22 protein-coding genes are annotated in these 24,793 nt (G+C 67.9%); 12 read left to right on the plus strand and 10 right to left on the minus strand.

The genetic code is table 11. The features are described 5' to 3' along the window. Window positions 1–50 precede the first annotated feature (50 nt). Both FNM00_RS01670 and FNM00_RS01675 read left to right on the plus strand, forming a co-directional pair. Window positions 51–743, plus strand: coding sequence for a hemerythrin domain-containing protein (locus FNM00_RS01670; protein ID WP_185972917.1), 693 nt, complete (start codon window positions 51–53; stop codon window positions 741–743). After that, entirely contained in the window at window positions 743–1,171 is a 429-nt protein-coding gene (locus FNM00_RS01675; RefSeq protein WP_143911277.1) for a BphX family protein, read from the plus strand. The genes FNM00_RS01670 and FNM00_RS01675 overlap by 1 nt, the downstream gene beginning before the upstream one ends. Window positions 1,172–1,181: 10 nt before the next feature. On the opposite strand, the gene FNM00_RS01680 is transcribed toward FNM00_RS01675, so the two are convergent. The 3 genes from FNM00_RS01680 to FNM00_RS01690 all read right to left on the minus strand — a co-directional run bounded on the left by FNM00_RS01680 (window position 1,182) and on the right by FNM00_RS01690 (window position 4,288). Next, complete coding sequence (locus FNM00_RS01680) at window positions 1,182–2,687, minus strand: tripartite tricarboxylate transporter permease (protein ID WP_143911278.1); 1,506 nt, start codon at window positions 2,685–2,687, stop codon at window positions 1,182–1,184. Window positions 2,688–2,691: 4 nt separating this feature from the next. Continuing rightward, window positions 2,692–3,222 carry a tripartite tricarboxylate transporter TctB family protein gene (locus FNM00_RS01685; RefSeq protein ID WP_185972918.1) on the minus strand — a complete coding sequence of 177 codons (531 nt, stop codon included), beginning with the start codon at window positions 3,220–3,222 and terminating at the stop codon, window positions 2,692–2,694. A 76-nt stretch (window positions 3,223–3,298) separates the two neighbouring features. Continuing rightward, a complete protein-coding gene (locus FNM00_RS01690) occupies window positions 3,299–4,288 on the minus strand; it encodes a Bug family tripartite tricarboxylate transporter substrate binding protein (protein ID WP_143911280.1) in 990 nt (329 codons plus the stop codon). Between the two features lie 96 nt (window positions 4,289–4,384). On the opposite strand from FNM00_RS01690, the gene FNM00_RS01695 reads away from it, so the two are divergent. From FNM00_RS01695 to FNM00_RS01705, 3 genes are all read left to right on the plus strand, one after another. Continuing rightward, the gene (locus FNM00_RS01695; RefSeq protein ID WP_143911281.1) at window positions 4,385–4,780 is read left to right on the plus strand and encodes a universal stress protein; all 396 of its coding nucleotides are present in this window, start codon (window positions 4,385–4,387) and stop codon (window positions 4,778–4,780) included. Then, window positions 4,777–5,811 (plus strand): hypothetical protein, encoded by a 1,035-nt coding sequence (locus tag FNM00_RS01700; RefSeq protein ID WP_143911282.1) that lies wholly within the window; start codon window positions 4,777–4,779, stop codon window positions 5,809–5,811. The genes FNM00_RS01695 and FNM00_RS01700 overlap by 4 nt, the downstream gene beginning before the upstream one ends. An 84-nt stretch (window positions 5,812–5,895) precedes the next feature. Next, complete coding sequence (locus FNM00_RS01705; protein WP_143911283.1) at window positions 5,896–8,412, plus strand: ATP-dependent Clp protease ATP-binding subunit; 2,517 nt, start codon at window positions 5,896–5,898, stop codon at window positions 8,410–8,412. 149 nt (window positions 8,413–8,561) lie between these two features. Here FNM00_RS01705 and FNM00_RS01710 read toward each other — a convergent pair whose 3' ends face one another. Continuing rightward, complete coding sequence (locus tag FNM00_RS01710) at window positions 8,562–9,446, minus strand: HhH-GPD family protein (protein WP_143911284.1); 885 nt, start codon at window positions 9,444–9,446, stop codon at window positions 8,562–8,564. Between the two features lie 46 nt (window positions 9,447–9,492). Between FNM00_RS01710 and FNM00_RS01715 the strand changes: the two genes are divergently transcribed. Beyond that, window positions 9,493–10,242: a hypothetical protein gene (locus FNM00_RS01715; RefSeq protein WP_143911285.1), complete on the plus strand. Its 750-nt coding sequence runs from the start codon at window positions 9,493–9,495 to the stop codon at window positions 10,240–10,242. A gap of 17 nt (window positions 10,243–10,259) precedes the next feature. On the opposite strand, the gene disA is transcribed toward FNM00_RS01715, so the two are convergent. The 5 genes from disA to FNM00_RS01740 form a co-directional block, all read right to left on the minus strand. Next, window positions 10,260–11,327, minus strand: coding sequence for a DNA integrity scanning diadenylate cyclase DisA (disA, locus tag FNM00_RS01720; RefSeq protein ID WP_143911286.1), 1,068 nt, complete (start codon window positions 11,325–11,327; stop codon window positions 10,260–10,262). 241 nt (window positions 11,328–11,568) lie between these two features. Next, a complete protein-coding gene (gene radA, locus FNM00_RS01725) occupies window positions 11,569–12,933 on the minus strand; it encodes a DNA repair protein RadA (RefSeq protein ID WP_143911287.1) in 1,365 nt (454 codons plus the stop codon). A 136-nt stretch (window positions 12,934–13,069) separates the two neighbouring features. Continuing rightward, the gene (locus tag FNM00_RS01730) at window positions 13,070–13,858 is read right to left on the minus strand and encodes an alpha/beta fold hydrolase (protein WP_143911288.1); all 789 of its coding nucleotides are present in this window, start codon (window positions 13,856–13,858) and stop codon (window positions 13,070–13,072) included. Between the two features lie 28 nt (window positions 13,859–13,886). Further along, complete coding sequence (locus FNM00_RS01735) at window positions 13,887–14,525, minus strand: VOC family protein (protein WP_143911289.1); 639 nt, start codon at window positions 14,523–14,525, stop codon at window positions 13,887–13,889. A gap of 199 nt (window positions 14,526–14,724) precedes the next feature. Further along, window positions 14,725–15,462: a DUF3109 family protein gene (locus FNM00_RS01740; RefSeq protein ID WP_143911290.1), complete on the minus strand. Its 738-nt coding sequence runs from the start codon at window positions 15,460–15,462 to the stop codon at window positions 14,725–14,727. Window positions 15,463–15,529: 67 nt separating this feature from the next. Here FNM00_RS01740 and FNM00_RS01745 point away from each other — a divergent pair, with 67 nt between their 5' ends. The 4 genes from FNM00_RS01745 to FNM00_RS01760 all read left to right on the plus strand — a co-directional run bounded on the left by FNM00_RS01745 (window position 15,530) and on the right by FNM00_RS01760 (window position 21,237). After that, on the plus strand, window positions 15,530–16,465 hold the full coding sequence (locus FNM00_RS01745; protein WP_307837156.1) for a Ppx/GppA phosphatase family protein: 936 nt from the start codon (window positions 15,530–15,532) through the stop codon (window positions 16,463–16,465). Window positions 16,466–16,633: 168 nt separating this feature from the next. Further along, window positions 16,634–19,939 (plus strand): RHS repeat-associated core domain-containing protein, encoded by a 3,306-nt coding sequence (locus FNM00_RS01750; RefSeq protein WP_143911291.1) that lies wholly within the window; start codon window positions 16,634–16,636, stop codon window positions 19,937–19,939. Between the two features lie 296 nt (window positions 19,940–20,235). Beyond that, window positions 20,236–20,448 (plus strand): hypothetical protein, encoded by a 213-nt coding sequence (locus tag FNM00_RS01755; protein ID WP_143911292.1) that lies wholly within the window; start codon window positions 20,236–20,238, stop codon window positions 20,446–20,448. Window positions 20,449–20,901: 453 nt separating this feature from the next. Further along, window positions 20,902–21,237: a hypothetical protein gene (locus FNM00_RS01760; RefSeq protein ID WP_143911293.1), complete on the plus strand. Its 336-nt coding sequence runs from the start codon at window positions 20,902–20,904 to the stop codon at window positions 21,235–21,237. A 159-nt stretch (window positions 21,238–21,396) separates the two neighbouring features. On the opposite strand, the gene FNM00_RS01765 is transcribed toward FNM00_RS01760, so the two are convergent. Continuing rightward, the gene (locus FNM00_RS01765) at window positions 21,397–21,771 is read right to left on the minus strand and encodes an META domain-containing protein (RefSeq protein WP_143911294.1); all 375 of its coding nucleotides are present in this window, start codon (window positions 21,769–21,771) and stop codon (window positions 21,397–21,399) included. 147 nt (window positions 21,772–21,918) lie between these two features. Here FNM00_RS01765 and FNM00_RS01770 point away from each other — a divergent pair, with 147 nt between their 5' ends. Both FNM00_RS01770 and FNM00_RS01775 read left to right on the plus strand, forming a co-directional pair. Then, on the plus strand, window positions 21,919–23,880 hold the full coding sequence (locus FNM00_RS01770) for a S1 family peptidase (RefSeq protein ID WP_143911295.1): 1,962 nt from the start codon (window positions 21,919–21,921) through the stop codon (window positions 23,878–23,880). A gap of 111 nt (window positions 23,881–23,991) precedes the next feature. Continuing rightward, complete coding sequence (locus FNM00_RS01775) at window positions 23,992–24,792, plus strand: sugar phosphate isomerase/epimerase family protein (protein WP_143911296.1); 801 nt, start codon at window positions 23,992–23,994, stop codon at window positions 24,790–24,792. The last annotated feature ends 1 nt before the right edge of the window (window position 24,793 follow it).

The raw sequence follows: 24,793 nt of genomic DNA on the forward strand, positions 1-24,793 counted from the left end.
GGCGCCGCCTGACCCCGAGTGAATCGAGAGTCACCATGACGCGCGAACCGATGAACAGTGCCCCGGCCGGCGGAGGCGAGCCACGAGGATGTGATGTCGCCGACCTGGCGGTGTTCCATGGCTTTCTCCTCACCCTCTTCGACGATGCGCAACGGTGGGTCACCGAATCGGCCGAGGCGCCTCCTCGCCACGTCGCCCGCATGACCCGGCACCTCGACCACGTGGTCGCCATCCTTCATGACCACCATCACGGCGAAGACCTGGTGCTGTGGGACCGCCTGTCCGGCCGCGCACCCGGGTGCGTGCTGCATGTCGACGCCATGCGTCGTCAACACGAGAGCATCGCCGCCCGCGCCGAGGCACTCAGTGCTGATGTCGAGCGCTGGCGGGAGACTGCGAGCGAGCCCGAACGCCAGCGAGTCGTGGCCTCACTGGAAGCGCTGGTCTCCGAACTGCGTGAGCACCTCGGCCAGGAGGAGAACGTCATCGCTCCGGTCGCTGCGGTCGAACTCACGCAGAGCGAATGGGACGAGCTGGCCGAACACGGTCGTCGTGCCGTACCGCGCGAGCGACTTCTGTTGCAGCTCGGGCTCATGCTCGATGCCCTCAGCCCCGATGACGCCGCCCATCTGCTCGCCTCCCTGCCCGTCCCGGTGCGGATGATGTGGGCGGCGTTCGGTGTGCGCGTCTACCGGCGCCAGCGCGCCCGCCTGGAGCGCCGGTCCCCGAGCGAGGCGGCTTGATGCGGCCGCTGACAGCGTGGATGCGCGCGGTGGGTGTGCTGTACCTGGTGCTCGGAGCGACTTGGTTCCCCGGTATCGCAGAACGGATGCTGGACAGCCGGATTCCCGGTTTCGATGCGCCCGCGGACGGCGTGGCTGCTCGCGGTTACACGGATTGGATGTTCGGATTCGGGATCGATCTGTTCGTCATCGGCGTCTTTCTCATCGCCGCGTCACGACGACCCGAGCGCGCCAGCGTCCTGGTCTGGCTGGTGATCGCGCTCAGCGCTACCCGCGGCATCGGCTTGGATCTCTACCACATCTCGATGGGCTACCCCGTGGTGTCGATGGTGGCCTTCATCGCGCTGCACACGGCGATCATCGCGAGCGGCGTCTGGGCGCTGAGGGCGCAGGAGCGGGCGCCGGCGACGGCGGGGGAGACGGCGTGATCGCCGGCTGTCAGAAGTCCTGAGCGCGGGACTCGCGCGTGCGGCGCCAGAAGGCCCACACCACGCCGAGGACGAGCAAGGTGTAGAGACCGATCGTGATCGGGCTGCTCACCAGGGTGAGGGGATCGTTATTCGAGTTCGCCATCGCATCGCGCAGCGAGTACTCGGCCAACGGCCCGAGGATGACCGCGATCAGGATCGGCGCGAGCGGCACGTCGTTGCGCCGCATGACGAAGCCGAGCAGTCCCAGCGCACACATGATCGCCAGATCGACTGTGCTCGCACTCGTCGCATATACGCCCAGGCTCGCGAACACCGTGATACCCGCATAGAGATAGGCCTGCGGGATCTTCAGCAGTTTGGCCCACAGCGGCGCGAACGGCAGGTTGAGGATCAGCAGCGCGATCATCGCGATGAACAGGCTCGCCAGCAGCGCCCACACGATCTCGCCGTTGCGCTCGAACAGCAACGGACCGGGCTGCATGCCGTACTGCTGGAAGGTCGCGAGCAGCAGTGCCGCGGTCGCCGAGGTGGGCAGGCCCAGGGCCAGGAGTGCTCCCATCGCGCTGCCGGCGGTCGCATTGCCGGCCGCCTCGGGTGCCGCCACGCCACGGATCGACCCGGTGCCGAAGGTCGGCTTGGCGCGCCGCCGATCCAGCCGCCGCTCGGTACCGTACGCGAGGAAGGTGGGGACCTCGGCGCCGCCGGCCGGGATGATGCCGAACGGGATGCCGAAGGCGCTGCCGCGTAACCACGCCGGCAACGCCTCGAAGAACTCGGGGCGTGTGAGCCACGGACGTCCCTGGGACGGCACCAGCTCGGCGGCATTCGACCGGCCCAGGCGGCTCGCGACGTGCAGCACCTCGCCGATCGCCAACATCGCCACCGTGATGACGACGATGCTGATGCCGTCGAACAGCGCCGGCACCTCGAAGGTGTAGCGCGCCGAACCGGTCGACTGGTCGATGCCGACCAATGCGAGCGCGAGGCCGAAGCCGAGCGCCGCGAGCCCGCGGGCCGCCGACTCCGACACGATCGTCGAGATCGCCACGAAGGCGAACAGGGCGAGCGCGAAATACTCCCCGGGGCCGAACTTGGTCGCCAGCTCCGCGAGCGTCGGCGCGAAGAACACCACGAGCACCGTGGCCAGCATGCCTCCGGTGAACGCGCCGATCGCCGACGTGGCCAGCGCCTGCGGCGCTCGCCCGGCCAAGGCCATGCGATGCCCCTCGAAGGTCGTCGCGATCGCCGTGGAGTTGCCGGGCGTGTTCATCAGGATGCCCGCGGTGGAGTCGCCGAACAGGCCACCGAAGTAGATGCCGCTGAACATGATGAGCGAGGCCAGCGGATCGAGGGTGAAGGTCATCGGCAGCAGCAGGGCGACAGCCATCGCCGACCCGAGGCCGGGCATCACGCCGACCGCAGTGCCGAGGAAGGCACCGACCACCACCCAGATCATGTTCTGCCAGGTGAAGACGTCGCCGAAGCCTCCGGCGAGGTTGATCAACTGATCCACGCCGTCACCACCGATCCAACAGCCCGGCCGGCAGCGCCAGACCGAGAACGCCGCCGAAGACGATCTGGATCACCCCCGCGAGGATGAACCCGACGAGCAGGTTCCACGCGACGCGGCGGTTGCCGAGCGCGGTCGCGACCATCCCGAAGAGGAGCGTGGCGGCGATGAGCCAGCCGAGGAACTCCAGGAGTGCGGTGAAGGCGAGCAGTCCGGCGAAGGCGGAGAGCATCGCGCCCCAGTTGGTGTCCTTGGCCTCGGCTGCCGCGACACGGCGCTCGTCCTCGGGCTTGCGGAACGCGCCGACGGTGAGCGTGGCCGCGACCGCGACGCAGATCGCGGCCACCAGCCATCCGAATCCCTGTGGTCCCAGCAGGCCGCCCTCACCGACCACGTTCATCGTCAGGTTGCCGTAGACGAGGGCGAGAGCCAGGACGATCAGCAGCGCCGCGACGACCAGTTCGCCACGCCCCGCCCACCAGCCGCGCGGAGTCTCCTCGGCATCGGTCGTCTGCTCACCCGCGGGTCGATCGCTCATGCCGCCACCTGCCAAGAAGAACGATGGTAGGCAGGTCCCGGCATGAGGTGCCTCTTTGTTCGCTCGCTTCGCTCGCTCATGACAGCCCCAATTCCTCGAGGATCGCGTCGATACGTTCCTGCTCGCCGACCAGGAAGTCACGGAAGTCATCGGGACCCTGCCAGCTCTCCTCCCAGCGATTGCGCTCGATCGCCTCGTCCCAGGAGGTGGTCTGCGTCATCTCCTCGACGATGTCGAGCAGTTCATCGCGTTCCTCGTCGGTGATGCCCGGCGCTGCCACGATGCCGCGCCAGTTGACCATGTCGACCTCCGAGTAGCCGAGGTCGATCATGGTGGGGGCATCCACGCCTTCGAGGGGTTCGGGCGCGACGACCGCGACGGCGCGCAGCCGACCACCGTCGATCAGGTCGCGGAAGTCGTTGTAGCCGCTGATGCCGACGTCGACGGTGCCGCTCGCGTCCGACAACAGCGAGAGCGTCAGCTCGCCGCCGCCCGCGTGGGGCGTGTAGTGGAGCTCGCCGGCCCCCACGCCGGTCGCCTCGGCCAGCTGGGCGGCGATCATGTGGTCGATGCCGCCGGCTGAACCGCCGCCGATCGGCATCGTGGGATCCTCCTGCCACGCTTCGACGACATCCTCGAAGGTCTCCAGCTCGGAGTCCGACGGGACCGCGATGACCTCGAAGTCCTCCGCGAGCCGTGAGACCGGGGTGACAACGGTCAGCGTGGTGGAGGAGTCGCTCATCCCGATGCCACCGACCATCACGGTCCCCGTGACCATGATCGTGGTCGGATCGCCGGTCATCCGGGCCAATTGGGAGAGGCCGATCGTTCCCGCCGCTCCTGGGACGTTGACCACCTGCACGTTGCCGACGATGCCGTCGGTGCGCAGGGCCTGCTGCATCTCGCGTGCGACGAGATCCCATCCGCCGCCGGCGGCGGCCGGGGCGATGATGGTGAGTGAGGACCGAGCCTGGGCGCCGTCGCCCGTGCCGCGTGCCTCGTCGACGGCGAACCAGCCGACGAGCCCTGCGAGCACGAGCCCGATGGCCCAACGCACTGCTGACACGAGACCCCCTGGAGTGTGGCGTGGGACACTATCCTGACACGACTCGGCCTACTGACTCGTACGCTGGGGGCACGCACTTCGCCCGGGAGGAAACTCATGACCGTCGCCGTCGCTCATCACGACTCACCCGAAGGTCACGCGGCACTGCGTGCCGGCATCGATCTCGCCCGTCGTCTCGGTGGTGATCTGGCGGTACTGCACGTTCTCGACGATGACCTGACGGGCGATGTGGAGGCGGCGCGCCGCGATGCGGGAGAGCGCGTCGGGCGGGCTCTCGAGGGCATCGGCGACGAGGTCCGGCACACGGTCCACATCGTGGCCGCCGGAGGCGATATCGCGCAGGCGCTGATCGATCTGACGACCGAGGCGGACGCCGAGATGCTCATCATCGGCGCTCGCCGGCGCTCTCCGGTCGGCAAGCTCCTGATGGGCAGCGTCGTCCAGAGGGTCGTCCTCGACAGTCCGGTGCCGGTCCTCGTCGTCAAGCCGTGAGGCGCGTCCCCACCGTCATCTGGTGCGGCGTCGCGATCGTCGCGCTGCTCGCCGGTTGGGGGCCGGTCGCCACGACCTCGGCGAATGCGGAGCGAGCCCGCGGCGGGCTCGAGCTGTACGAGCGTTGGGCCGCCGAGACGGTGGTCGTGAGCGGGAAGCTCGTCGAGGTGGGCCGCAGTCAGGAGGTGCTCCCGGATGTCTGGGACACCCCCGTGACCTACCAGGCCGATCTGCGAGGCGAGCCGGTGCTGGTCGCGACATCGTTGCAGCGGAAGGTCGCTCCAGGCGACGTTCCCGAGCGGCTCGAGCTGCGGGTCTCCCCTGAGCGGGTGCACGCCGGCGAGGTGGCCGCGGTGCAGGGCGGCCGTGAGCTGGCGAGCGCGGAGGATCTGGTGCAACGCCAGGTGCAGCGCGTCGAGGACAGCCGCACGACCGCGACGCTCGCCGCGGGTGTCTGGTGGGTGGCCGCGGCTGTGGCGGTCGTCGCCCTGCTGGTGGTCGGGCGCCTGAGAGGAGCCGCGGGTTTCGCGGGCGAGCGCGACATGTCGGTGCGACAGGGACGCTACGACGCGGTGGATCGGGCCGCGCGGTCGGCGGAGCTTCCGCTCGTGCTGGGGAGTTGGGCGCTCCTGACCTGCCTGGCGGCCTGGGGCTTCACGGTGCGTCCCGTGGTGATCGCCTGGGCGGCTCTGACCCTCTGCGTCGTGGCCGGGACGACGCTGCGGGAGACGCGAGCGCTCCGGGCGCTGATCGCCGCGCCACCGGGTATCGTGCGGAGACGGCGGAGAGGCCGCGCGATCGGGCTGCGCGCGCTTGGTATCGTGCCGCTGATCCTGTCCGGGCTGTTGCTCGTGACCGTGGCCGTGATGGCGAGCACGATCGGCCCGGAGGTGCGCCGCGAGCTGGCCCTCGGTGTCATGCTGGCGGTCGTCGGGACCGCCCTGTGCGCCGCGGGGGTGGCCCAGAGTCGCGTTCCGCAGGCGCCGGTGATTCCGCCCAGGGCGAACAGCGGAACACCGGACGCTCGATGACAGTTGAGTTAAGCATCTGGACACGCCGGCCGGGTTCATCGCCTGGCCACTAGACTGAATGAACAGTCCAGCAGAGGGGACGACATGTTCGAGAGATTCACCGACCGGGCCCGTCGGGTTGTGGTGCTCGCGCAAGAAGAGGCGCGCATGCTCAGCCACAACTACATCGGGACCGAGCACATCCTTCTCGGCCTCATTCACGAGGGCGAGGGCGTAGCCGCCAAGGCCCTCGAGAGCCTGGACATCTCCCTCGACGCCGTCCGCGGCCAGGTCGAGGACATGATCGGCCAGGGTCAGCAGGCGCCGAGCGGGCACATCCCGTTCACACCGCGGGCCAAGAAGGTGCTCGAGCTCAGCCTGCGCGAGGCGCTGCAGCTCGGTCACACCTACATCGGGACCGAGCACATCCTGCTCGGCCTCATCCGTGAGGGCGAGGGCGTGGCCGCCCAGGTGCTCGTCAAGCTCGGAGCCGACCTCAACCGCGTCCGCCAGCAGGTCATCCAGCTGGTCAGCGGCTTCCAGGGCAAGGAGTCCGAGACCGCGGGCACCGCTCCGGAACCGGCGGCCGCATCATCGGCCGTGCTGGACCAGTTCGGCCGCAATCTGACGCAGGCCGCGCGCGAGGGCAAGCTCGATCCGGTCATCGGCCGCGACGACGAGGCCGAGCGCGTCATGCAGACGCTCAGCCGTCGCACCAAGAACAACCCGGTGCTCGTGGGTGAGCCCGGCGTCGGCAAGACCGCCGTCGTCGAGTCGCTGGCCCAGGACATCGTCCGTGGCGATGTGCCCGAGACGCTCAAGGACAAGCAGATCTACACGCTCGACCTGGGTGCCCTCGTGGCCGGCTCGCGCTACCGCGGTGACTTCGAGGAACGCCTCAAGAAGGTCCTCAAGGAGATCCGCACGCGCGGTGACATCATCCTGTTCATCGACGAGATCCACACCCTGGTCGGTGCTGGTGCCGCCGAGGGCGCGATCGATGCCGCCAGCATCCTCAAGCCGATGCTGGCCCGTGGCGAGCTGCAGACCATCGGTGCCACCACGCTCGACGAGTACCGCAAGCACTTCGAGAAGGATGCGGCCCTCAACCGCCGCTTCCAGCCGGTGATCGTCAACGAGCCGACCGTCGCCGACAGCGTCGAGATCCTCAAGGGTCTGCGCGACCGGTACGAGGCGCACCACCGCGTCTCGATCACCGACGACGCCCTCTCGGCCGCCGCGACGATGGCCGATCGCTACATCTCCGACCGGTTCCTGCCGGACAAGGCGATCGACCTCATCGACGAGGCCGGTGCGCGCCTGCGCATCCGTCGCTCGGCCACCCCGCCGGAGTTCAAGGAGTTCGACGAGAACATCGCCGACGTCCGCCGCCGCAAGGAGGGCGCGATCGACGCTCAGGACTTCGAGCTCGCCGCCAGCCTGCGCGATGAGGAGAAGAAGCTCATCACGGCCAAGAACGAGCGTGAGCGCGCGTGGAAGGCCGGCGATCTCGACTCGGTCGCGATCGTCGACGAGCACCTCATCGCGGAGGTCCTCGCCAAGGCCACCGGCATCCCCGTCGGTCAGCTCAGCGAGGAGGAGTCCACGCGACTGCTCCACATGGAGGAGGAGCTGCACAAGCGCGTCATCGGTCAGGACGAGGCGATCAAGGCTCTCTCGCGGGCGATCCGTCGCACCCGTGCGGGCCTGAAGGATCCCAAGCGTCCCGGTGGCTCGTTCATCTTCGCCGGTCCGTCCGGTGTCGGTAAGACGTGGCTCTCCAAGGCGCTGGCCAACTTCCTGTTCGGCGACGACGACGCGCTGATCCAGCTCGACATGAGCGAGTTCAGCGAGAAGCACACCGTCTCGCGGCTGTTCGGCTCGCCTCCCGGCTACGTCGGCTACGACGAAGGCGGTCAGCTCACCGAGAAGGTGCGCCGCAAGCCGTTCAGCGTCGTGCTCTTCGACGAGATCGAGAAGGCCCACCCGGATATCTTCAACTCGCTGTTGCAGATCCTGGAGGAGGGGCATCTCACCGACGGTCAGGGTCGCGTCGTCAACTTCAAGAACGCCGTGATCATCATGACCACCAACCTCGGTGCTCGTGAGATCGCCAAGGGTGTCAACCTGGGCTTCGCTCAGGCCGGTGACGCCGTCGGCAGCTACGAGCGGATGAAGGAGCGGGTGGCGACGGAGCTCAAGCAGCACTTCCGCCCTGAGTTCCTCAACCGTGTCGACGAGGTCGTGGTGTTCCCGCCGCTGACGCAGGAGGAGATCCTGCAGATGGTGGACATGATGATCGGTCTGCTGGAGGCCCGTCTCGCCGAGAAGGACATGAGCGTCGAGCTCACCACCGCAGCCAAGGAGAAGCTCGCCGAGCGCGGCTTCGACCCGGTGCTCGGTGCCCGTCCGCTGCGTCGCACGGTGCAGCGCGAGATCGAGGATGCTCTGGCCGAGAAGCTGCTCTACGGTGAGCTGCACGCGGGACAGATCGTCTTGGTCGATGTCGAGGGTGAGGGGCCGGACGCGTACTTCACCTTCACCGGCACCGACAAGGCCGATCTCGAGCTCGAGGGCGTCCGTCCGGCTGTCGAGGCCGGTACGGGCGGCACCGAGGAGTAACGCTCAGCAGTGCTGAATGAGGCGGGTCCGGGTCTCCCGGGCCCGCCTCGTCGTCTGTTAGACGCGGGCGCAACTGTTCGCCGGGTTGGGGGCTCTTTCTCGCTGGAGTAACGGCCACAGCCCGGCGAGAGTTGCGCCCGGGGTGGCGATTAGTGGCCGGGGAGGGCGAAGAGATCGTCCTCGACGAGGACGGCGAGCCCATCGTCGAGCAGTGAGGCCAGACAGCGATCGCGCTGCCCGGCCTCGTCCCAGACGAGATCGAGGGTCGTCTTGTGGACCGGTCCGGGAGCATCGCGCAACACCGCCATCAGCCGGCCGCGCACCTGTCGATCGGTGCCGGCCCAGGCCTGTCCGGTCGGGCGCTGCTCTCCCTCGGGATAGCCCGCCGCGCGCCAGGCGCACAGATCGGTGACCGGGCATGCCTCACAGTGCGGCGCCCGGGCCGTGCAGACGAGGGCCCCCAGCTCCATCGTCGCTGCCGCCCACAGGTCGGCATCGTCATCGGGGAGGAGGTCGGCGGCCAGTGTGCGTTCCGCCGCGGTCACCGCTTTCGCCGGATACTGCTCGCCCGCGATGACGCGAGTGAACACGCGACGCACATTGGTGTCGAGGACGACGTGGTGACGCCCGTACGCGAAGGACGCGATGGCGGCGGCCGTGTAGTCGCCCACGCCGGGGAGCTCTCGCAGCGTCGCGTAGTCGTCCGGCACCTGACCACCGTGCTCGGAGGCGATGGCGCCGGCGGCGGCATGCAGTCGCTGCGCCCGCCGGGGGTAGCCGAGTCGTCCCCACGCGCGGATCGCGTCGCCGGAGCTGGCGGCGGCGAGGTCGGCGGGGGTCGGCCAGCGCTCCATCCAGGTCTCGAAGACGGGGAGGACGCGGCTGACCGGGGTCTGCTGCAGCATGAACTCCGAGACCATCACGGCCCACGGGTCGGGGCGTTCGCCGTCTCGCCCGCGCCAGGGCAGATCGCGTCGGTGGGCGGCGAACCAGGTGAGGACCCGGTCGTGAAGCATCGGGAGAGAGGTCGTCATGGCGCGTCGATCCTTTCATGGCAGGTCGAATCGGTAGCGTTGGACCGTGCCACGAGGACCCCTGCCCGCCGCGATCTACTGGCGCCGCCGTCTGCTGTTCGTCACGGTCCTCATCGCGGTGGTCTGGGCCTCGATCCAGGTCTGGTCCTGGTCGCAGGATCGGCGCGACGATTCCCCTGCCACGACTCCGACTCCCTCGGCCACTCCGAGCGAGGCCGATCCCAGTCCCGAACCGGAACCGGAGCCGACCGATCTCGTGCCGGTCTCCATGCAGGCGCCGCAGGACGCTTGCACGCCCGAGAACGTCCGTATCGTTCCCTCGGTCGCCGATGGCCAGCCCGGGGGCGCGGACGTGGAGATGAAGCTGCTGGTGTCGACCGTGGACGGCGAAGGGTGTGTTCTCAGTCCCACGGATGCCGAACTCCTGGTCATCATCGCCGCCGACGGGTCGCCGGTCTTCGACTCGACCGTCTGCCGCGAGCCGCTGCTAAGCGAGTCCATCGCGGTGCCGGCTGGCTGGGCCGTGCAGGCCTCCATGCAGTGGAACGGTCGTAACTCCGGAGGGGCCTGTGGCGACGGTGAGCCCCCGGTGAGACAAGGCGATTACACGGTGCAGATCGGCACCCTCGGTGGCGAGCCGGGAGAGACATCGTTCCGTCTCGCGGAGCCCGAGCCCGAGCCCGAGCCGGAGCCCGAACCGAGCGAGGACGCGGAGGAGGAGACTCCTGAGGGCGAGGCCACCGAGGAGACGCCCGCGGAGGAGCCTCCGGCCGAGGAAGCTCCTCCGGAGCAGTGAGGTCGCCTGGCGGGGCGTCAGACGTAGCGTTCGAGGATGCTGGACTCGGCGAGCCGTGACAGACCTTCGCGCACCCCGCGGGCCCGCAGGTCGCCGACACCCTCGACCGCCTGCAAGTCGTCGAGACTCGCGGCGAGCAGACGTTGCAGCGAGCCGAAGTGCACGATGAGCCGTTCCACCACGGTGCCGGGTAGACGCGGGACGCGAGCGAGCAGCCGGTAGCCGCGCGGTGAGAGCGCGGCATCGAGGTTGTCTCCGTGACCGATGCGCAGGGCCTCGGCCACGCTGCCGAGATCGACCAGGTCGCTCGCGGAGAGACCACGCAGATCCGTGAGTACGTCGGGGACGGCGACTTTGCGACGTCCCTGCGGCAGATAGTCGCGCACCACGAGTTCGCGCTCGGCCTCGACACCGCCGACGAGCTCGTCGAGCTGCAGGGCGAGAAGCCGGCCGTCGCTGCCGAGTTCGAGGACGAATCCGTCGATCTCCTCGGCGATGCGGGACACCATCTCCATGCGTTGTGCGACGGCTGCGACATCGCGGACCGTCACCAGGTCCTCGATCTCGAGGGCGGACAACGCGTCGGCGACCTCGTCGAGCCGGGTGCGGTAGCGCTCGAGCGTCTGCAGCGCCTGGTTGGCCCGCCCGATCACCGCGGCGGTGTCCTCCAGGACGTAGCGGGTGTCACCGAGATAGAGGGCGATGATGTGCATCGAGGCTGACACCGAGATGACGGGCAGGCCGGTCTGGCGCGCGACGCGATCGGCGGTGCGGTGCCGGGTGCCGGTCTCCTCGGTGACGATGGTGGCATCGGGCATGAGGTGCACTCCCGCGCGCAGGATGCGGGTGGCGGTGCCGTCCAGGATGATCGCGCCGTCCATCTTGGCGAGTTCGCGTAGAGCAGTGGCCGTGAAGGGGACATCGAGGACGAATCCGCCAGTGGAGATCGACTCGACCTGCCGGTCCATGCCGGCGACGATGAGGGCACCGGTGCGTCCGCGCAGGATGCGCTCGAGTCCTTCTCTCAGCTCGGTGCCCGGGGCAACAGAGCCGAGGGCGCTACGGAGTTCGTTCGACAGGGCCACAGCGACAGCCTAGGCTGCGTCGTCGATTCGGCACGACCGGCACACTCGGCGCGGGGCGGTGAGCTATCAACCATCGGGTGGCATCGAGCGCTCCGGGGTGCATCGTTGCGTGGTTGGTGGCTCACCGTGATGTGGTGGCGCGCAGTGGCGGTGAGTGATCAACTACTGGTCCGTCGGTGGCTCACCCGGTGAGTCTCAACGGTTGTTGATGACTCACCTCCCGTCAGGGTGAGCGGCGGGCTCAGTTGCCGGTGCGGGCGGCGGCGATGGCCGCCGAGATGTGGGGGACCCGGGCGATGGCGAGCTGGCCGGCGACCGCATCGAGGCCATCGGTGTTCTCCGGGACGATCGCATGCGTGAAACCGATCCGGGCGGCCTCGCGCAGTCGCGCGATGGTGTTGTTGACGGCGCGCACCTCGCCCGCCAGCCCGACCTCGCCGATCGCGACGAGCTGCGGCGGCAGGGGAGTGTCGGCGACCGCCGAGTAGGTGGCGAGCGCGGTGGCGAGGTCGACCGCCGGCTCGTGCAGGCGGGCGCCTCCGACCGAGGCGGTGTAGACGTCGACCTCCCCGAGCTTCAGGTTCGCGTGCTTGGTGAGCACGGCCAGCACCATCGCGATCCGCGACGAGTCCAGGCCGCTGGAGGTGCGACGTGGCGAAGGGGTGGTGGCCGCGACAGTGAGCGCCTGGACCTCGGCGAGGAGGGGTCGGCGGCCCTCCATCGTGACGGTGACACAGGTGCCGGGTACGGGTCGCTCGTGCCGGGACACGAACAGGCCGGTGGGGTCGGGCACCTCGACGATGCCGTGGTCGACCAGATCGAAGCAGCCGATCTCGTCGACCGGCCCGAAGCGGTTCTTGACGGCGCGCAGCAGCCGCAGGCGTGAGGTGCGGTCGCCCTCGAACTGCAGGACGACATCGACCAGATGCTCCAGCACTCGCGGGCCGGCGACGGACCCGTCCTTGGTCACGTGGCCGACGAGCAGGGTGGCGATGCTCTCGGACTTGGCCCGTCCGATGACGGTGGAGGCGACCTCGCGGACCTGGGTGACGCCACCGGGTACACCCTCGATATCGGACGAGCCGATGGTCTGCACCGAGTCGACGATGAGCAGGCTGGGCTTGACCTGGTCGATATGGGTGAGCAACGCGCCGAGGTCGGTCTCGGCGGCGAGGTAGAGCTCGTCGTGGACCGCTCCGGTGCGTTCGGCGCGCAGGCGGACTTGGGCGGCCGACTCCTCCCCCGAGACGTAGAGCGTGCGCCGGCCGGCTCGCGCCCATCGCGCGGCGACCTCCAGCAACAGCGTGGACTTGCCGACACCGGGCTCGCCGGCCAGCAGCATGACGGCTCCGGGGACCACGCCTCCGCCGAGTACGCGGTCGAGCTCGGGGATGCCGGAGCCGGTCGCCGACGCGCTCTCGACTCCCACCTCGGAGATGGGCACCGCCGGCGATGAGACCGGGGCCGCGCTGGTGCGGGCGCTGCGAGCCGAAGCGCCTGCGACGTCGACCGTGCCCCAGGCCTGGCACTCCCCGCAACGGCCGACCCACTTGCCGGTGGTCCACCCGCACTCGGCGCACACGTACGCGGTCTTGGTCTTGGCCATGGCTCTCAGCGTAGATGCCTCCGCCGACACCGTGCCGCATCGCCGCCGAGCGGTACCCCATCAACCTCATCCGAGCTCGATGGGGTTGATGAGGTACCGGCGAACGGTGGGTGAGGTTGCTGCCCTACCGCCACACCTACGACCGGCCGAGAACGAAGTCCGCGACGGGTGGGCCGACGATCTCCGGCCCGGCATCGTGTCCGTGGCCTTCCAGATGCAGGAAGGTGCCGTCGGTGAACAGCGGCGTGAGCGTGCGGGCGACGTCGACCATGAAGGGGAAGTCGGCGCCTCCGGCGAGCACGAGGACAGGGGCGGTGACGCGCTCGGCGAGCGGCACCGGCAGGAGAGCGCCGTGCTCATCACCCATGGCCGCCGAGTCGTAGGGGAGGCTGAGCCCGACAGCATCCCACTGTGGGCCGCGCATCTGTGCCTCCGCCATCTCCGGGGGCATGCCGAGCACGGTGGCGAAGGCGATCACGGCGTCACCCCCTCGTCCGTCGGCCACGAGGTCACGGACCTGGGTGGACCACCGGCGAGGTGTCTCAGCATCCTCGAGGGCGTACGGGGGCTCGTTGAGGATGAGCCGATCGACCGTGTCGAGCGCCGCGGCGGCACGCAGCGCGACGGCCGCTCCGGACGAATGACCGTAGAGGCTCGCGCGGCCGCCGGCCGCTTCGACCAGCGCCGCGATGTCCTCGACCTCGCGGTCCGGGTCCCACGGCGGCGGTGACGCGGCATCGTCGGAGTCTCCCCGCCCTCGGCGGTCGGGATTGAGTACATGCAGGCCGCGCTCGGCGAGGTCCTCGGCCAGGCCGCGAGTGGCGGCCCGGGTGTTCAGCGCACCGCCGATGACGATGAGCGCTGGACCCTCGCCGAGGTCGTCATAGACGATGCGGGTGCCGTCGGGGGACGTGATCTGCGCCATATCCCCACGGTACGCCCGTCGTCGGGTCTCAGATGCGGATCGTGCCGCCGGGGGTCGCGAACTCCGCGACCGTGATGCCCGGCAGGGCGTTCGGCGCGACCCAGCGGACCTCGATCTGCTCGAGCGCGCTGATCGCGCCCTCGTCAAGCCAGTCGGAGACACGCTGCGGGCTGCCGGCGATCTCGAGGGCTACCAGCTCGATATCCGTCGGCGCCATCTGCGAGGGATGCTCGGCGGGGTCGATCAGCCACTGCATGACCTGCGGCAGCTGCGGATCGGCGGCCATCGAGCTGGTGCCGATCTGTCGCCACTCCAGATTGAACCCATCGGGACGGTGTCTGTTGCCGGGCACCGAGTGCCGGCCGATCATCCGCTCGACCGGAGTGATGTCGTCGACCGCGATACTCCAGCACAGCCAGCCGCCACCCAGCTCGGAGCGTGCGCGCACGGCCTTGCCGAAGGCCGCCTTCTCAGCGGCCGGGTGCTCCAGCACCTCGACGATCTCCATGTACTGGTGGTTGGCCAGCGGCAGGATCATGTTGCGGGTCCCGAAACGGGGATGGATCCCGCCGTCGAGGAAGGGGGTACCGAGACGCTCGCTCAGCTCGGCGGTGGTCTCGGCGAGGCCCTGTGGCCCGGCGGCGAAGGTCACGTGGTCGAGATGCATACGGCATTGTTACGGGCGCCTGCGGCGCGGACCGTACTTAGGGTCGGCTCAGTCTCGAACGGTCCTGCGACTCCGCTGCGAGGCTCGGCCAGGTGTCGGTAGACGGTCAACCCTTCCGGTGCTCGAGAGATACTCCAGCAACGTCACCGGTCGCGGATGGGGTTGAGGAGATACCGCTGCTGGGAGGGACGAGCGGGTCTCAGCCCGGGTCGGCCGGGTGTGGCTCGGGTCGCCCGTCGGCCAGGAAACGCTCGCATCGGGCCGCGAGCTGGTCGTAGCCCTCCTGACCCATCAGGGCGATGAGCTCGGGCCGGTAGGAGACGTAGACGGGATCGGCACCGACGTGGGCGTCGGTGTTCGAGGAGCAGTACCAGTCGAAGTCCTGGCCCCCGGGTCCCCACCCGGCGCGGACGTATTCGCCGATGGTCACCTCGGTGTAGGTGTCTCCGTCGCCGGGGTCGACCTCCCGGAACTCGCGTCGCAGCGGCAGCTGCCAGCACACATCGGGCTTGGTCTCCAGCGGCTCGAGGCCCTCGGCGAGCGCGTGCGCGTGCAGGGCGCACCCGTAGCCGCCGGGGAAGTCTCGCGAGTTGTGGAAGATGCACGCACCGTCGACGACGCGTGTCTTCAGCTCGCCGTCCTCGAGCTCGGTCCAACCGCGCGCATGGCCTTCGTCGTGGAGCTCCCACTCGGTGGGGTCGAGCACCTCGACGAAGTCGGAGACGCGGGCGACGTCGTCATCGTCGCTGAAGTGGGCGCCGTGGGCGCAGCAGCCGACATCGGGGAGCGAGGCGTAGACGCCGGGGCAGCCCTGACCGAAGATGCAGGTCCAGCGGGAGGTGAGCCAGGTGAGGTCGGCTCGGAAGCGTTCGGTCGAGTCGTCGGGGTTCGCGAACTCCACGAACGCGCGGGGGAAGCCCAGGTCGATCTCCGGCATCACTCCACTGTAGGAGGTCCGGCGGTGCGGCGCGGTGGAACGGCCGACCGCATGACGACTGGTGGGAGTGCCGGCTGTCACACTGGAGATCATGCGCATGGGTGTGCTCGACATCGGGTCCAATACCGGCCATCTGCTCATCGTGGACGCCTATCGGGGCGGTCCGCCGGTTCCTGCGCATTCGTTCAAAGAGCCCTTGCGGCTGGCTGAGCACCTCGACGCTGAGCAGCGGGTGACCGATGAGGGTGTCGCGCGGCTGGTGAAGTACGCGGTCGAGGCGACCCATGAGGCCGCCGAGAAGGGCTGCGACACGGTGCTGGCGTTCGCCACGTCCGCTGTGCGCGATGCGGTGAACGCCGACGAGGTGATCCAGGCGGTCAATGAGGCGACGGGACTGGACTTGTCGGTGCTGCCGGGGGAGGACGAGGCGCGGCTGACGTTCCTCGCGGTCCGTCGTTGGTTCGGCTGGTCCTCCGGGCGTCTGGGGGTGTTCGACATCGGTGGAGGCTCCCTGGAGTTGGCGGTCGGCGCCGACGAGGAACCGGATGTCGTCTCCTCCCTTCCGCTCGGTGCGGGCCGGCTCACCCGCGAGCGACTCGAGCGAGGGGCCTCGCTGCCCGAGCTGCGGCTCCAGGTGCGCAAGGAGATCGGCCAGCTGGCGGGACCGTTGCTGCGCGGGGGAGGGTTCGACCGGGCGGTCGCGACCAGCAAGACCTTCCGTTCCCTCGCCCGGATGTGCGGGGCGGCGCCCTCGGCGGAGGGACCGTACGTCCGCCGGGTCCTGTCCGCGCAGCGCTTGGGCAAGCTGGTCGATCAGCTGGCCACGATGACTCCCGATGAGGTCGCCGCCTTGCCCGGTGCGACGGTGGATCGCGCTCACCAGATGCGGGCCGGTGCCGTCGTGGCCGAGGCGGCGATGGACCTCTTCGGTGTGGAGGAGCTCGAGATCTGCCCGTGGGCGTTGCGCGAGGGTGTGCTCATCGAGCACCTCGACCACCTCTGATCCGGGCGGACGAGATTTTCTGACTTTTTGGTCCATTTTCCTGCGGCGGACTATCCCGGTGTGATCCGATGGAGCTATTGGCGTTGTTCAGCCCAGTAGCAGCGTCGTCCGGCGCCGGGGCTCTCACGACGTGTGAGGCATCCGGTAGGGGAATCGGAAGGTGCCGCTGTGCGCGCACGTCTGCTCGGTGTTGTTGTCGGATCGACCGTGGCGATCGGTGGAATGCTGGTCTTTGTGCCGGCAGTCGCCGAGCCGGGAGGCGGTGAACGTCCCGGCTCGGTGTGGGAAGCGCCGGCGGAGGTGAACCGCGAGCCGGTGGGCGAGATCCCTGAGGGGGACTGGTCGGCGGATCTCGCCGCTGAGGAGATCGCGGACGATGAGGCCGAGCTTCGGACCCTCATGTCGGCCGGCGATGACGAGGTAGCCGCTCCGGGCCTGGGAGTCCAGGAGCACTACGGTTTCGAGGAGTTCGGCCTCGACGACATCCACACCGCCGCGGTGAATCTGGGGAACGGGAATCTTGTCGTCCGGGCGGAGGATCTCGCCATCAACGGCCCTGGCATCGGGCTATCGCTGGACCGGTTCTACAACGGCCTGTCTCAACGGTTCGGTGGGTATGGGCCGAAGTGGTCAATCTCGGCGGCGCACGACATCGGACTGGAGGTCGGTCCGACGATGGTGGTCTTCCGAGCTCCGTCGGGCTTCCGCGCTCACTTCACCGAGGCTGACGGCGGCTGGCAGACGCCCCCAGGGTTGCAGGCCGATCTCGCCCAGCAGGACAACGGCGAATGGGTGGTGACGTACCGTCAGAACGGCGAGCGGCTGGTGTTCACCGCGGGCGGATTCCTCCTGCGAAACGAGGACCGTAACGGCAATGCGCTGACCTATGCCTACGGAGCGAACAACCGCGTCGCCTCGGTGACGGATGCTGCCGGGCGTGTGACGAGCTATGAGTACACCGGCGTGCGGGTTTCGACGATCACCGACCCCGCGGGCCGGGTGTTCGAGTTCGGTTACGACGACGACCAGCGGCTCACGAGCGTGAAGGGCGCCGACGGCGCGACCCGTCACTATGGCTACGACGACTCCGGACGGCTCACTCGTATCACGACTGCCGAAGGCTCGGTGACGTCCTTCGGGTACGACGATCGGAATCGTGTCAGCTCAGTCGACCGTCACCTCACATCCGGTGAACCGGACAGCACGGCTGCGACGACGAGCTTCTCGTATGCCGCTGGTCAGACGACGCTGACCGACCCCGATGGCAACGACTCGACCATCGAGCTCGATGACGACGGCCGGGTGACCTCGGTGACCGACCCGTTGGGACGGACGCGTTCACAGGAGTGGACCCCGAATTCGCAGGTCGCGACGCAGACCGATGCGATGGGCGGCGGCACGGGTGAGGGCAATGTCACCAGCTACAGCTACGACGATGCCAACAACCCGACCCAGGTCCAGCTGCCGACTGGCGCTGCGGCGAATGCGACCTATGGGATCGACGACGGCTGTGCGTCGCCGACATCGGGCCATCCGCACCTGGTCAAGTGCTCGACCGACCCGGAGGGCGGTCAGAAGACTTTTGCCTATGACGGGCCCGGGAATCTGACGCATCAGACCGACACGACGAACGATTCCGGAGGGCAGGAACTGTCCTACACCCACCACGGCATCGACGGTGCGAGCTGTGGCGGGAAGCAGGGGCAGCAGTGCTCGTCGACCAATGGCAACGGTCACACCACGCAGTACACCTACGATGGCGACGGCAATCTCGCCACCGTCACGCCGCCGGGGCCTGTCGCGCCGACGACGTACAGCTACGACTCTGTCGGGCGCGTCACGCAGACCGAGCAGGGCGATCAGGTCATCGGATACGTGTACGACGCGGCCGATCGGCTGGTTCAGCAGACCGAGGAGGTCGCCGGTGAGGGAGCCTGGGAGTCCGACACGGTCTACGACTTCGACAACGACGGCCAGCTGACTGCCGAGGTGCGGTCGGGGGAACCGATCGGCGGGGGAGCCTACGGTGCCCAGTCGCGGCGCGACCACAGTTACGACACTCGAGGCAACACGACAGCGGTGCAGACGCGCGTTCCCGCGGACGGGTCCGAGTTCGATGTGACCATCGCGATGGGTTACGACTCGCGGGGCAACATGACGAGCCACGATGACGGGGTCACGGGTGCTCGGACCTATGCCTATGACGCGGCGAGCCAGTTGACGCAGCTGACGGACCCGGGTGGATCGGTGACCTTCACCTATGACGACAACGGGAATGAGACCGGCCGATCCCTGCCCGGTGGCGCGAGCATCAGCAAGGAATACGACGATTCCTCGCGCCCTACCCGCATCAGCTCGGTCGACGGAGATGAGGAGTCCGTGTCGGACTATTCCTATTCCTTCGATGACGACGGGGTGGACCGCAGCAAGATCCAGGCCCGCACCGACCATGTCGGCATCCACGCCCCGACCGGCTCCACGATCAGCTATAGCTACGACAGTCTCGGCCGACTCGTCGACGCCAATGAGAGCGGTGGTGAGCACTGGACCTACGAATACGACCTCAACGGAAATAGAACCAAGTCCGGCGGTGCGACGACAACGTACAACGAGGCCGATCAGATCACCGGCGAGGATAGCAACTCGACGACACAGTTCGCCTACGACAACCGCGGCAACTTGGAGCAGGCATTCATGACCGGTAGCTATGGTTTCGCCAGTAGCAATCAACTCGACGCCGTAGGCTACGTGGGTAGCTCGTGGGCGAGTGACTATTTCGCCTATATCGACAGCAGCAATACATCACGTGTGAAGGTCGAGGAGATCACTCGGTGGCCTTTCCAGCGTTCGGATGTAACCTACGAAGCAGAATCATCGCTGGGTCTTGCTCGTACGAGCACTCTTCTTCATGGCGAGAATGAGCCGAGTCACGAGTCGATTACGCGATCGCCGGACGGATCAGTGATATCGGTGGCACGTGACGGCGATACGCGCTATACGGTTTCGGATCACCAAGGTTCGACGGTGGCGGTAATTGATAACGCAGGTGAGGTCGCGGAACGCTATGCCTACGATCCCTTCGGGCAGGCCCGTGGCGGCGTTGCGCAGGACTCGCTCGCGGGATATGCGGGCGGGCAGACCGGCCCACTGGGAACGATCAAGTTCGGGGCCCGCTACTACGTGCCGACCTTCGGAGTTTTCAACCAGATGGACCCCGCAGGCGAGGAGCAGAACCCCTACCTCTACGCCGCCGGCGACCCCATCAACAACGTCGACCCGACGGGGCTGGATACGGATTGGGCGTCACTCAGTCAGATGGCTGGTTCGTGTCTGACTGCTGGAGAAATCGGCGCTGCCGCTGGTGGCTGGGCCGGAACCTGGGTGTTCCCAGGCTTGGGTTCGGCCGCGGGTGCGACGATTGGTGGACTCTACGGCTGCGGTACCGGCATGCTGATTACCGGTGCTACCTCCTGAAGTGAGGATATTTCTCTTGTCGAACAAAGAATACGTGCGTTCGTCGCGTGCAAAGCTCCACCGGTTATTTCTGATCGTTACGGCGCCGTTTCTGATGCTCTGGGCGTGCATGGTTGATAACCAAGGGGCTCGCATCGTTATTGGACTTGGTGCCCTTGTTTGGCTCGTGCTAGGTATCATCGACTCGCCTGGTCGAATTGAGAAGAAGCAGTTCTATAACGATCAGAAACGGAATTCATAGCGGGCTCCCGCCGTGGAGCGGCGGATTTGTCAGTGGTAGCGGATAGATTGAATGTATGTTGATCGCTACCGCTGATGCCGGGCTCGTTGAGCTTCTCGGTGTGCGCCGGCAGAGCGTGGTCGCTGACTTTCACCGGATCGATGCGATCTTGCGGTATGTCGATGGGATCGAGGCGACGGGGTATGAGTTCGCTGCCCTAGCGTCGACGGTGGCGCAGGCATTGGGCTGGTCGGAGAACGTCGTCCAGAACCGCGTCTGTGAGGCGTAGACGGTGCGCGAGAACCTCCCTCTGACGTGGGCGGCATTCGGTGAGAGTCGTCTCGATGGTCAGCGGATCACCGAGATCGGCCGCGAGGCGAGCAAGCTCGAATTATGTCGAGTCGTTCGAGCGGCTCGATTAACGCATCGCTCGTTACGCGGAGACTCATACCGTCGCCCAGCTCCGGTGGTGGTTGAAGCGTCGGGAGGCGATGGCTGAGCCCGAGCATGCGGCCGAACGGTACGAGAGCATCTACGGTGAGCGGGTCGATCCGGGTCACCCACTCCATCGCGGCTACGCCCCCACTGCGATGGCTCCATTGACGACGGCACGGGTGATCTGCATGCGAATCATCTGCCGTCGATCGTCCTCGCGGACATCGAGGCCGGCTGGATCGGGCCGAAAGCGATCGTCGATCTGGAGGACGATCGGACTCTGGATCAGAAGCGTGCGGATCTGTTCGTGGGCGCGCTCACCGAGATCGGCCCCGCCCACGACCGAGCGAAGACGCCAGCTCTCGCTATTGGGGTCTTGGTCCCCGCGTCCACGTTGGCTGGCGTGGATGATCAGCCGGTCGTGAGCGCGGATCGCGAGTGGACGATCCCCGCCGACGCCGTCCGGGAGTTGGCGGTCAGTGCGAATCCGTTCTGGTATCGGCTTCTGGCCGACGAGACCGGTGAGAACATCCTGGAGACCGTCTACGCCGGCCGCTATCCACCCGATATCCGGGATGGCGATCCGGTTCAGAGACGGAACGTGCCGCTATCCGGGATGCCAGGTAGGCAGCTCGCGATGTGAGATCGACCATCGCGTCCCGGTGCCGGACGGACCCACCGCCGGATTCAACAACTGGTGCCTGTGCAAACGCCACCACGACCGCAAGACGTTTCGAGCAGCCCTACCCACCAACGATGGCGAATACTGGCTCATCGGCGACACCATCCTGAGTGACTGACCTCAGGCGGAGCGGTCCAGCGTGCCGATCTCGTCACCTTCGCGGTTGAACACCACCAGGACGTCGCCGTCGATGCGCGCGGACTTGAGCTTCGCCAGCCACGGATCGACACCGGGGCAGGCCATCATGGTCGACATCTTCATCGAGAAGGTGAGCTCGTCGCCGTCCATCTCATAGGTTCCGCTCAGGCTATTGCAGCCGTCGCTGCCCTTGACCTCGCCGTCGGCGATCTCAAGATATGGAGAACGCTCTGCCTTCACGCCCCAGGTTGCCTGTGGGTCGGCCGAGCCCCCGCTGGTTTCGCTGTTACCGCAGGCTGAGACGACCATGAGAGCAACCACAACGATTGCGACACGGCCCATCGTGAGCACTGACATCAGGGTTTCCTCCCGATCGTTCCGCCCGGGGGCGGGTGTGACTTTTTCTCAGGTTACAGATAGGTTGAGTGCGTTTGTGACAGAGAAGCTTGCACTCGGGGACCGGACGACGGGGACGCTGCGGGGTGCCAGCAGGAGAGGAAATGCATGTCGATCCACATGAAGCGAGGTGTCGCGGCCCTCGGAGTGGCGGCCCTGACCCTCACTACGGGGGTGCTGTCCGCGACGGCGGCCTCCGGCGAGGAAGGCGCACCGACCGTCACCGGTCTGATGAGCGCCCTCTCGGGTGACGACTCCATCCAGGCGATCGGGCAGGGCGAAGCCGGCAAGGTGGTGCTGGTCACCGACAAGGCAGAGGCTGAGCTCGAGGGAGCCGCTGCTGACGCGGCTGCGCACGACAACGTCGATGTCTTCGTGGTGCCGGACCGTTTCACCGCTTTCGCCGATACCGATGTCGTCGGCGGTGCCGGTTACTTCACGGCGCCCGCCGATGCCGAGGCCGGAGGCCTGTGCTCCATCGGTTTCACCGGCTGGAACTCTGAGGGCGAGCCGGCCGTCATCTCAGCGGGCCACTGCACGGATGACAATGCGTCTGACAACGCCGCATTGACCGTTCCCGCAGGCGATCCGTCAGGTGGAGGCGCCGCTGACAACTCGGATGTTGCGCTGCTGCACCCCCTCGGAGTGCTCGGCGCCTCCCAGTACGGTGGCCCCGGAAACAGCGCCGGAGCCGAGAACGATCCCGCGAGCGTCGATATCGCCGCGTACGACGTCACCAACGACGAGCTGAACCTTCTTCCCGAGGTGACCGACTGGTCCAACACCTCGGATCTGTCCGCATCCACGACTCCGGTCAAGGCCGTGGGCACTGCCGCCGTCGGCGACACCATCAACCGTTCGGGCCGTACCACTCGGCCCTCGAGCGGCCAGGTCGTCATCGAGGATGGCTGGGCGCAGATCTCCAAGCCCGGTGATCCCTCGGACGTGCGCTGGGTCCACGGCTTCGGCGTGCTCGGCATGGCAGCCACGTCGGGCGACTCCGGCGGCTCCATGGTGCGCGGTGAGACCGCGGTCGGCGTTCTGTCCGGTGGTGGCGAGACTGAGACGGGCGACCTGATGGTCTGGGGCGCCGATCTTCAGGGCGGCCTCGCCCAGCTCGGTGGCGACTACACGGTCGCTCTCGATCTCGACGAGCCCGCGCTGACGTCCCCCGAGGACGGTGGCACGGTCGGCCGCGGCGATGCCATCACCGGCACCGGCCCCGCGAACGGCGAGCTCACCATCACCTCCGAGGGTCGCGAGGACCAGACCGTCGATATCAACGGCGAGGGCAACTGGACCTTCAATGCCGTCGAGGAGCTCGGCACCTACGAGTTCAGCCTGACCGCCACGCGCGGTTTCGACACCTCCGACACGGTCGACTTCAGCGTCGAGGTTGCTGCGACCGGACCCGCGATCACCGCTCCCGAGAACGGCTCGACCGTCGTCGGCAGCGTGAACGCGATCTCGGGAACCGGCGAGCCGGGCGCTGAGGTCACGGTCGCCGGCGATGCCTCGGGCACCGCCACGGTCAACGGCGAGGGCAACTGGTCGGTTGAGGTCAACCTCGGCCCCGGTGAGTACCGCGTCAGCGCCACCCAGGTGGTCGACGGTGACGAGTCCGCTGTCACCTCCAGCAGCTTCACGGTGATCCCGGACGCCCCGGTCATCACCACGCCGGAGGACGGCGTCAACTACCGCGCCGCCACCGCCCCCGAGGGCGCTGAGGGCACCGGCATCGAGGACGCGACCATCACGGTCTTCCTGAACGACGAGGAGATCGGTGAGACCACCGTCGAGAACGGCGAGTGGAACGTGGCCTTCGAGGACGGGCTGAAGGCGGGCGACTACACGCTGCGCGCCGTGCAGACCGTCAACGAGCAGTCGAACGACGCCGGTGTGAGCTTCGCCCTCCTCGAGGACGCAGCCGCCCCCGGCCCGGGTGATGACCTCCCGCGGACCGGTATCGCAGCGATGCTGCCGTACATCCTCGGTGGCGCAGCGCTGCTCGCCGCCGGTGGAGCCGCGATGGAGATCCGTCGCCGCCGTGGTCTGGGCGACATCGCCTGATCCGGTAGCCGATTGAGCACGAAGGCCGTGCGTCCTACGGGGCGCACGGCCTTCGTGCTGTCCAGGCGGGCGTCACCTGTGCCGTGACCGGCGAACGACTAGCCTGGTGGAGTGAGTGACCACGAGCCGATCACGGTGTCGCTGTCGACATCATCGGTCTATCCCGACTCCACGGCGGCAGGCTTCGACGCCGCCAAGCGACTGGGATACGACGCCGTAGAGGTCATGGTCGGCATCGACGAGATCAGCACCGAGATCGACACCGTGCAGGCGCTCAGCGTCGAGCACGACATCCCCATCACCTCGATCCACGCCCCCTGTCTGCTGCTGACACAGCGCGTCTGGGGCCTCGACCCGTGGGGCAAGCTGCACCGCAGCGCGGAGATGGCCCTCGAGGTCGGTGCCGAGGTCGTCGTCGTGCATCCGCCCTTTCGCTGGCAACGCGACTACGCCCGCGGATTCGTCGACGGCATCCGCGACCTGGAGGAGAAGTACGATCTCGTCTTCGCCGTCGAGAACATGTACCCCTGGCGCAGCGGCAAACGCGAGTTCCAGGCCTACGCCCCCGGCTGGGACCCGCGCCTCCACGACTACGCGCACGTGACCCTCGACCTCTCGCACAGCGCCACCGCCCACGCCGACCCGCTCGCGATGGCCCGCGAGCTCGGCCCGCGCCTGCGCCACATCCACCTCGCCGACGGCAGCGGCTCGGGCAAGGACGAGCACCTCGTCCCGGGGCGCGGCAGCCAGCCCTGTGCGCAGCTGCTCGAGGAACTGGCGACCAACGGCTTCGACGGACAGGTCGTCGTCGAGATCAACACCCGCAAGTCCGCGGGCCCTGAAGGCCGGGAGAACGACCTCCTCGAAGCCCTCGCGTTCGCCCGCCTCCACGCTGCCGCCTTGCCCTCCTGAC

It is taken from the genome of Aeromicrobium piscarium (genome assembly GCF_007421815.1).
GTDB lineage: Bacteria > Actinomycetota > Actinomycetes > Propionibacteriales > Nocardioidaceae > Aeromicrobium > Aeromicrobium piscarium.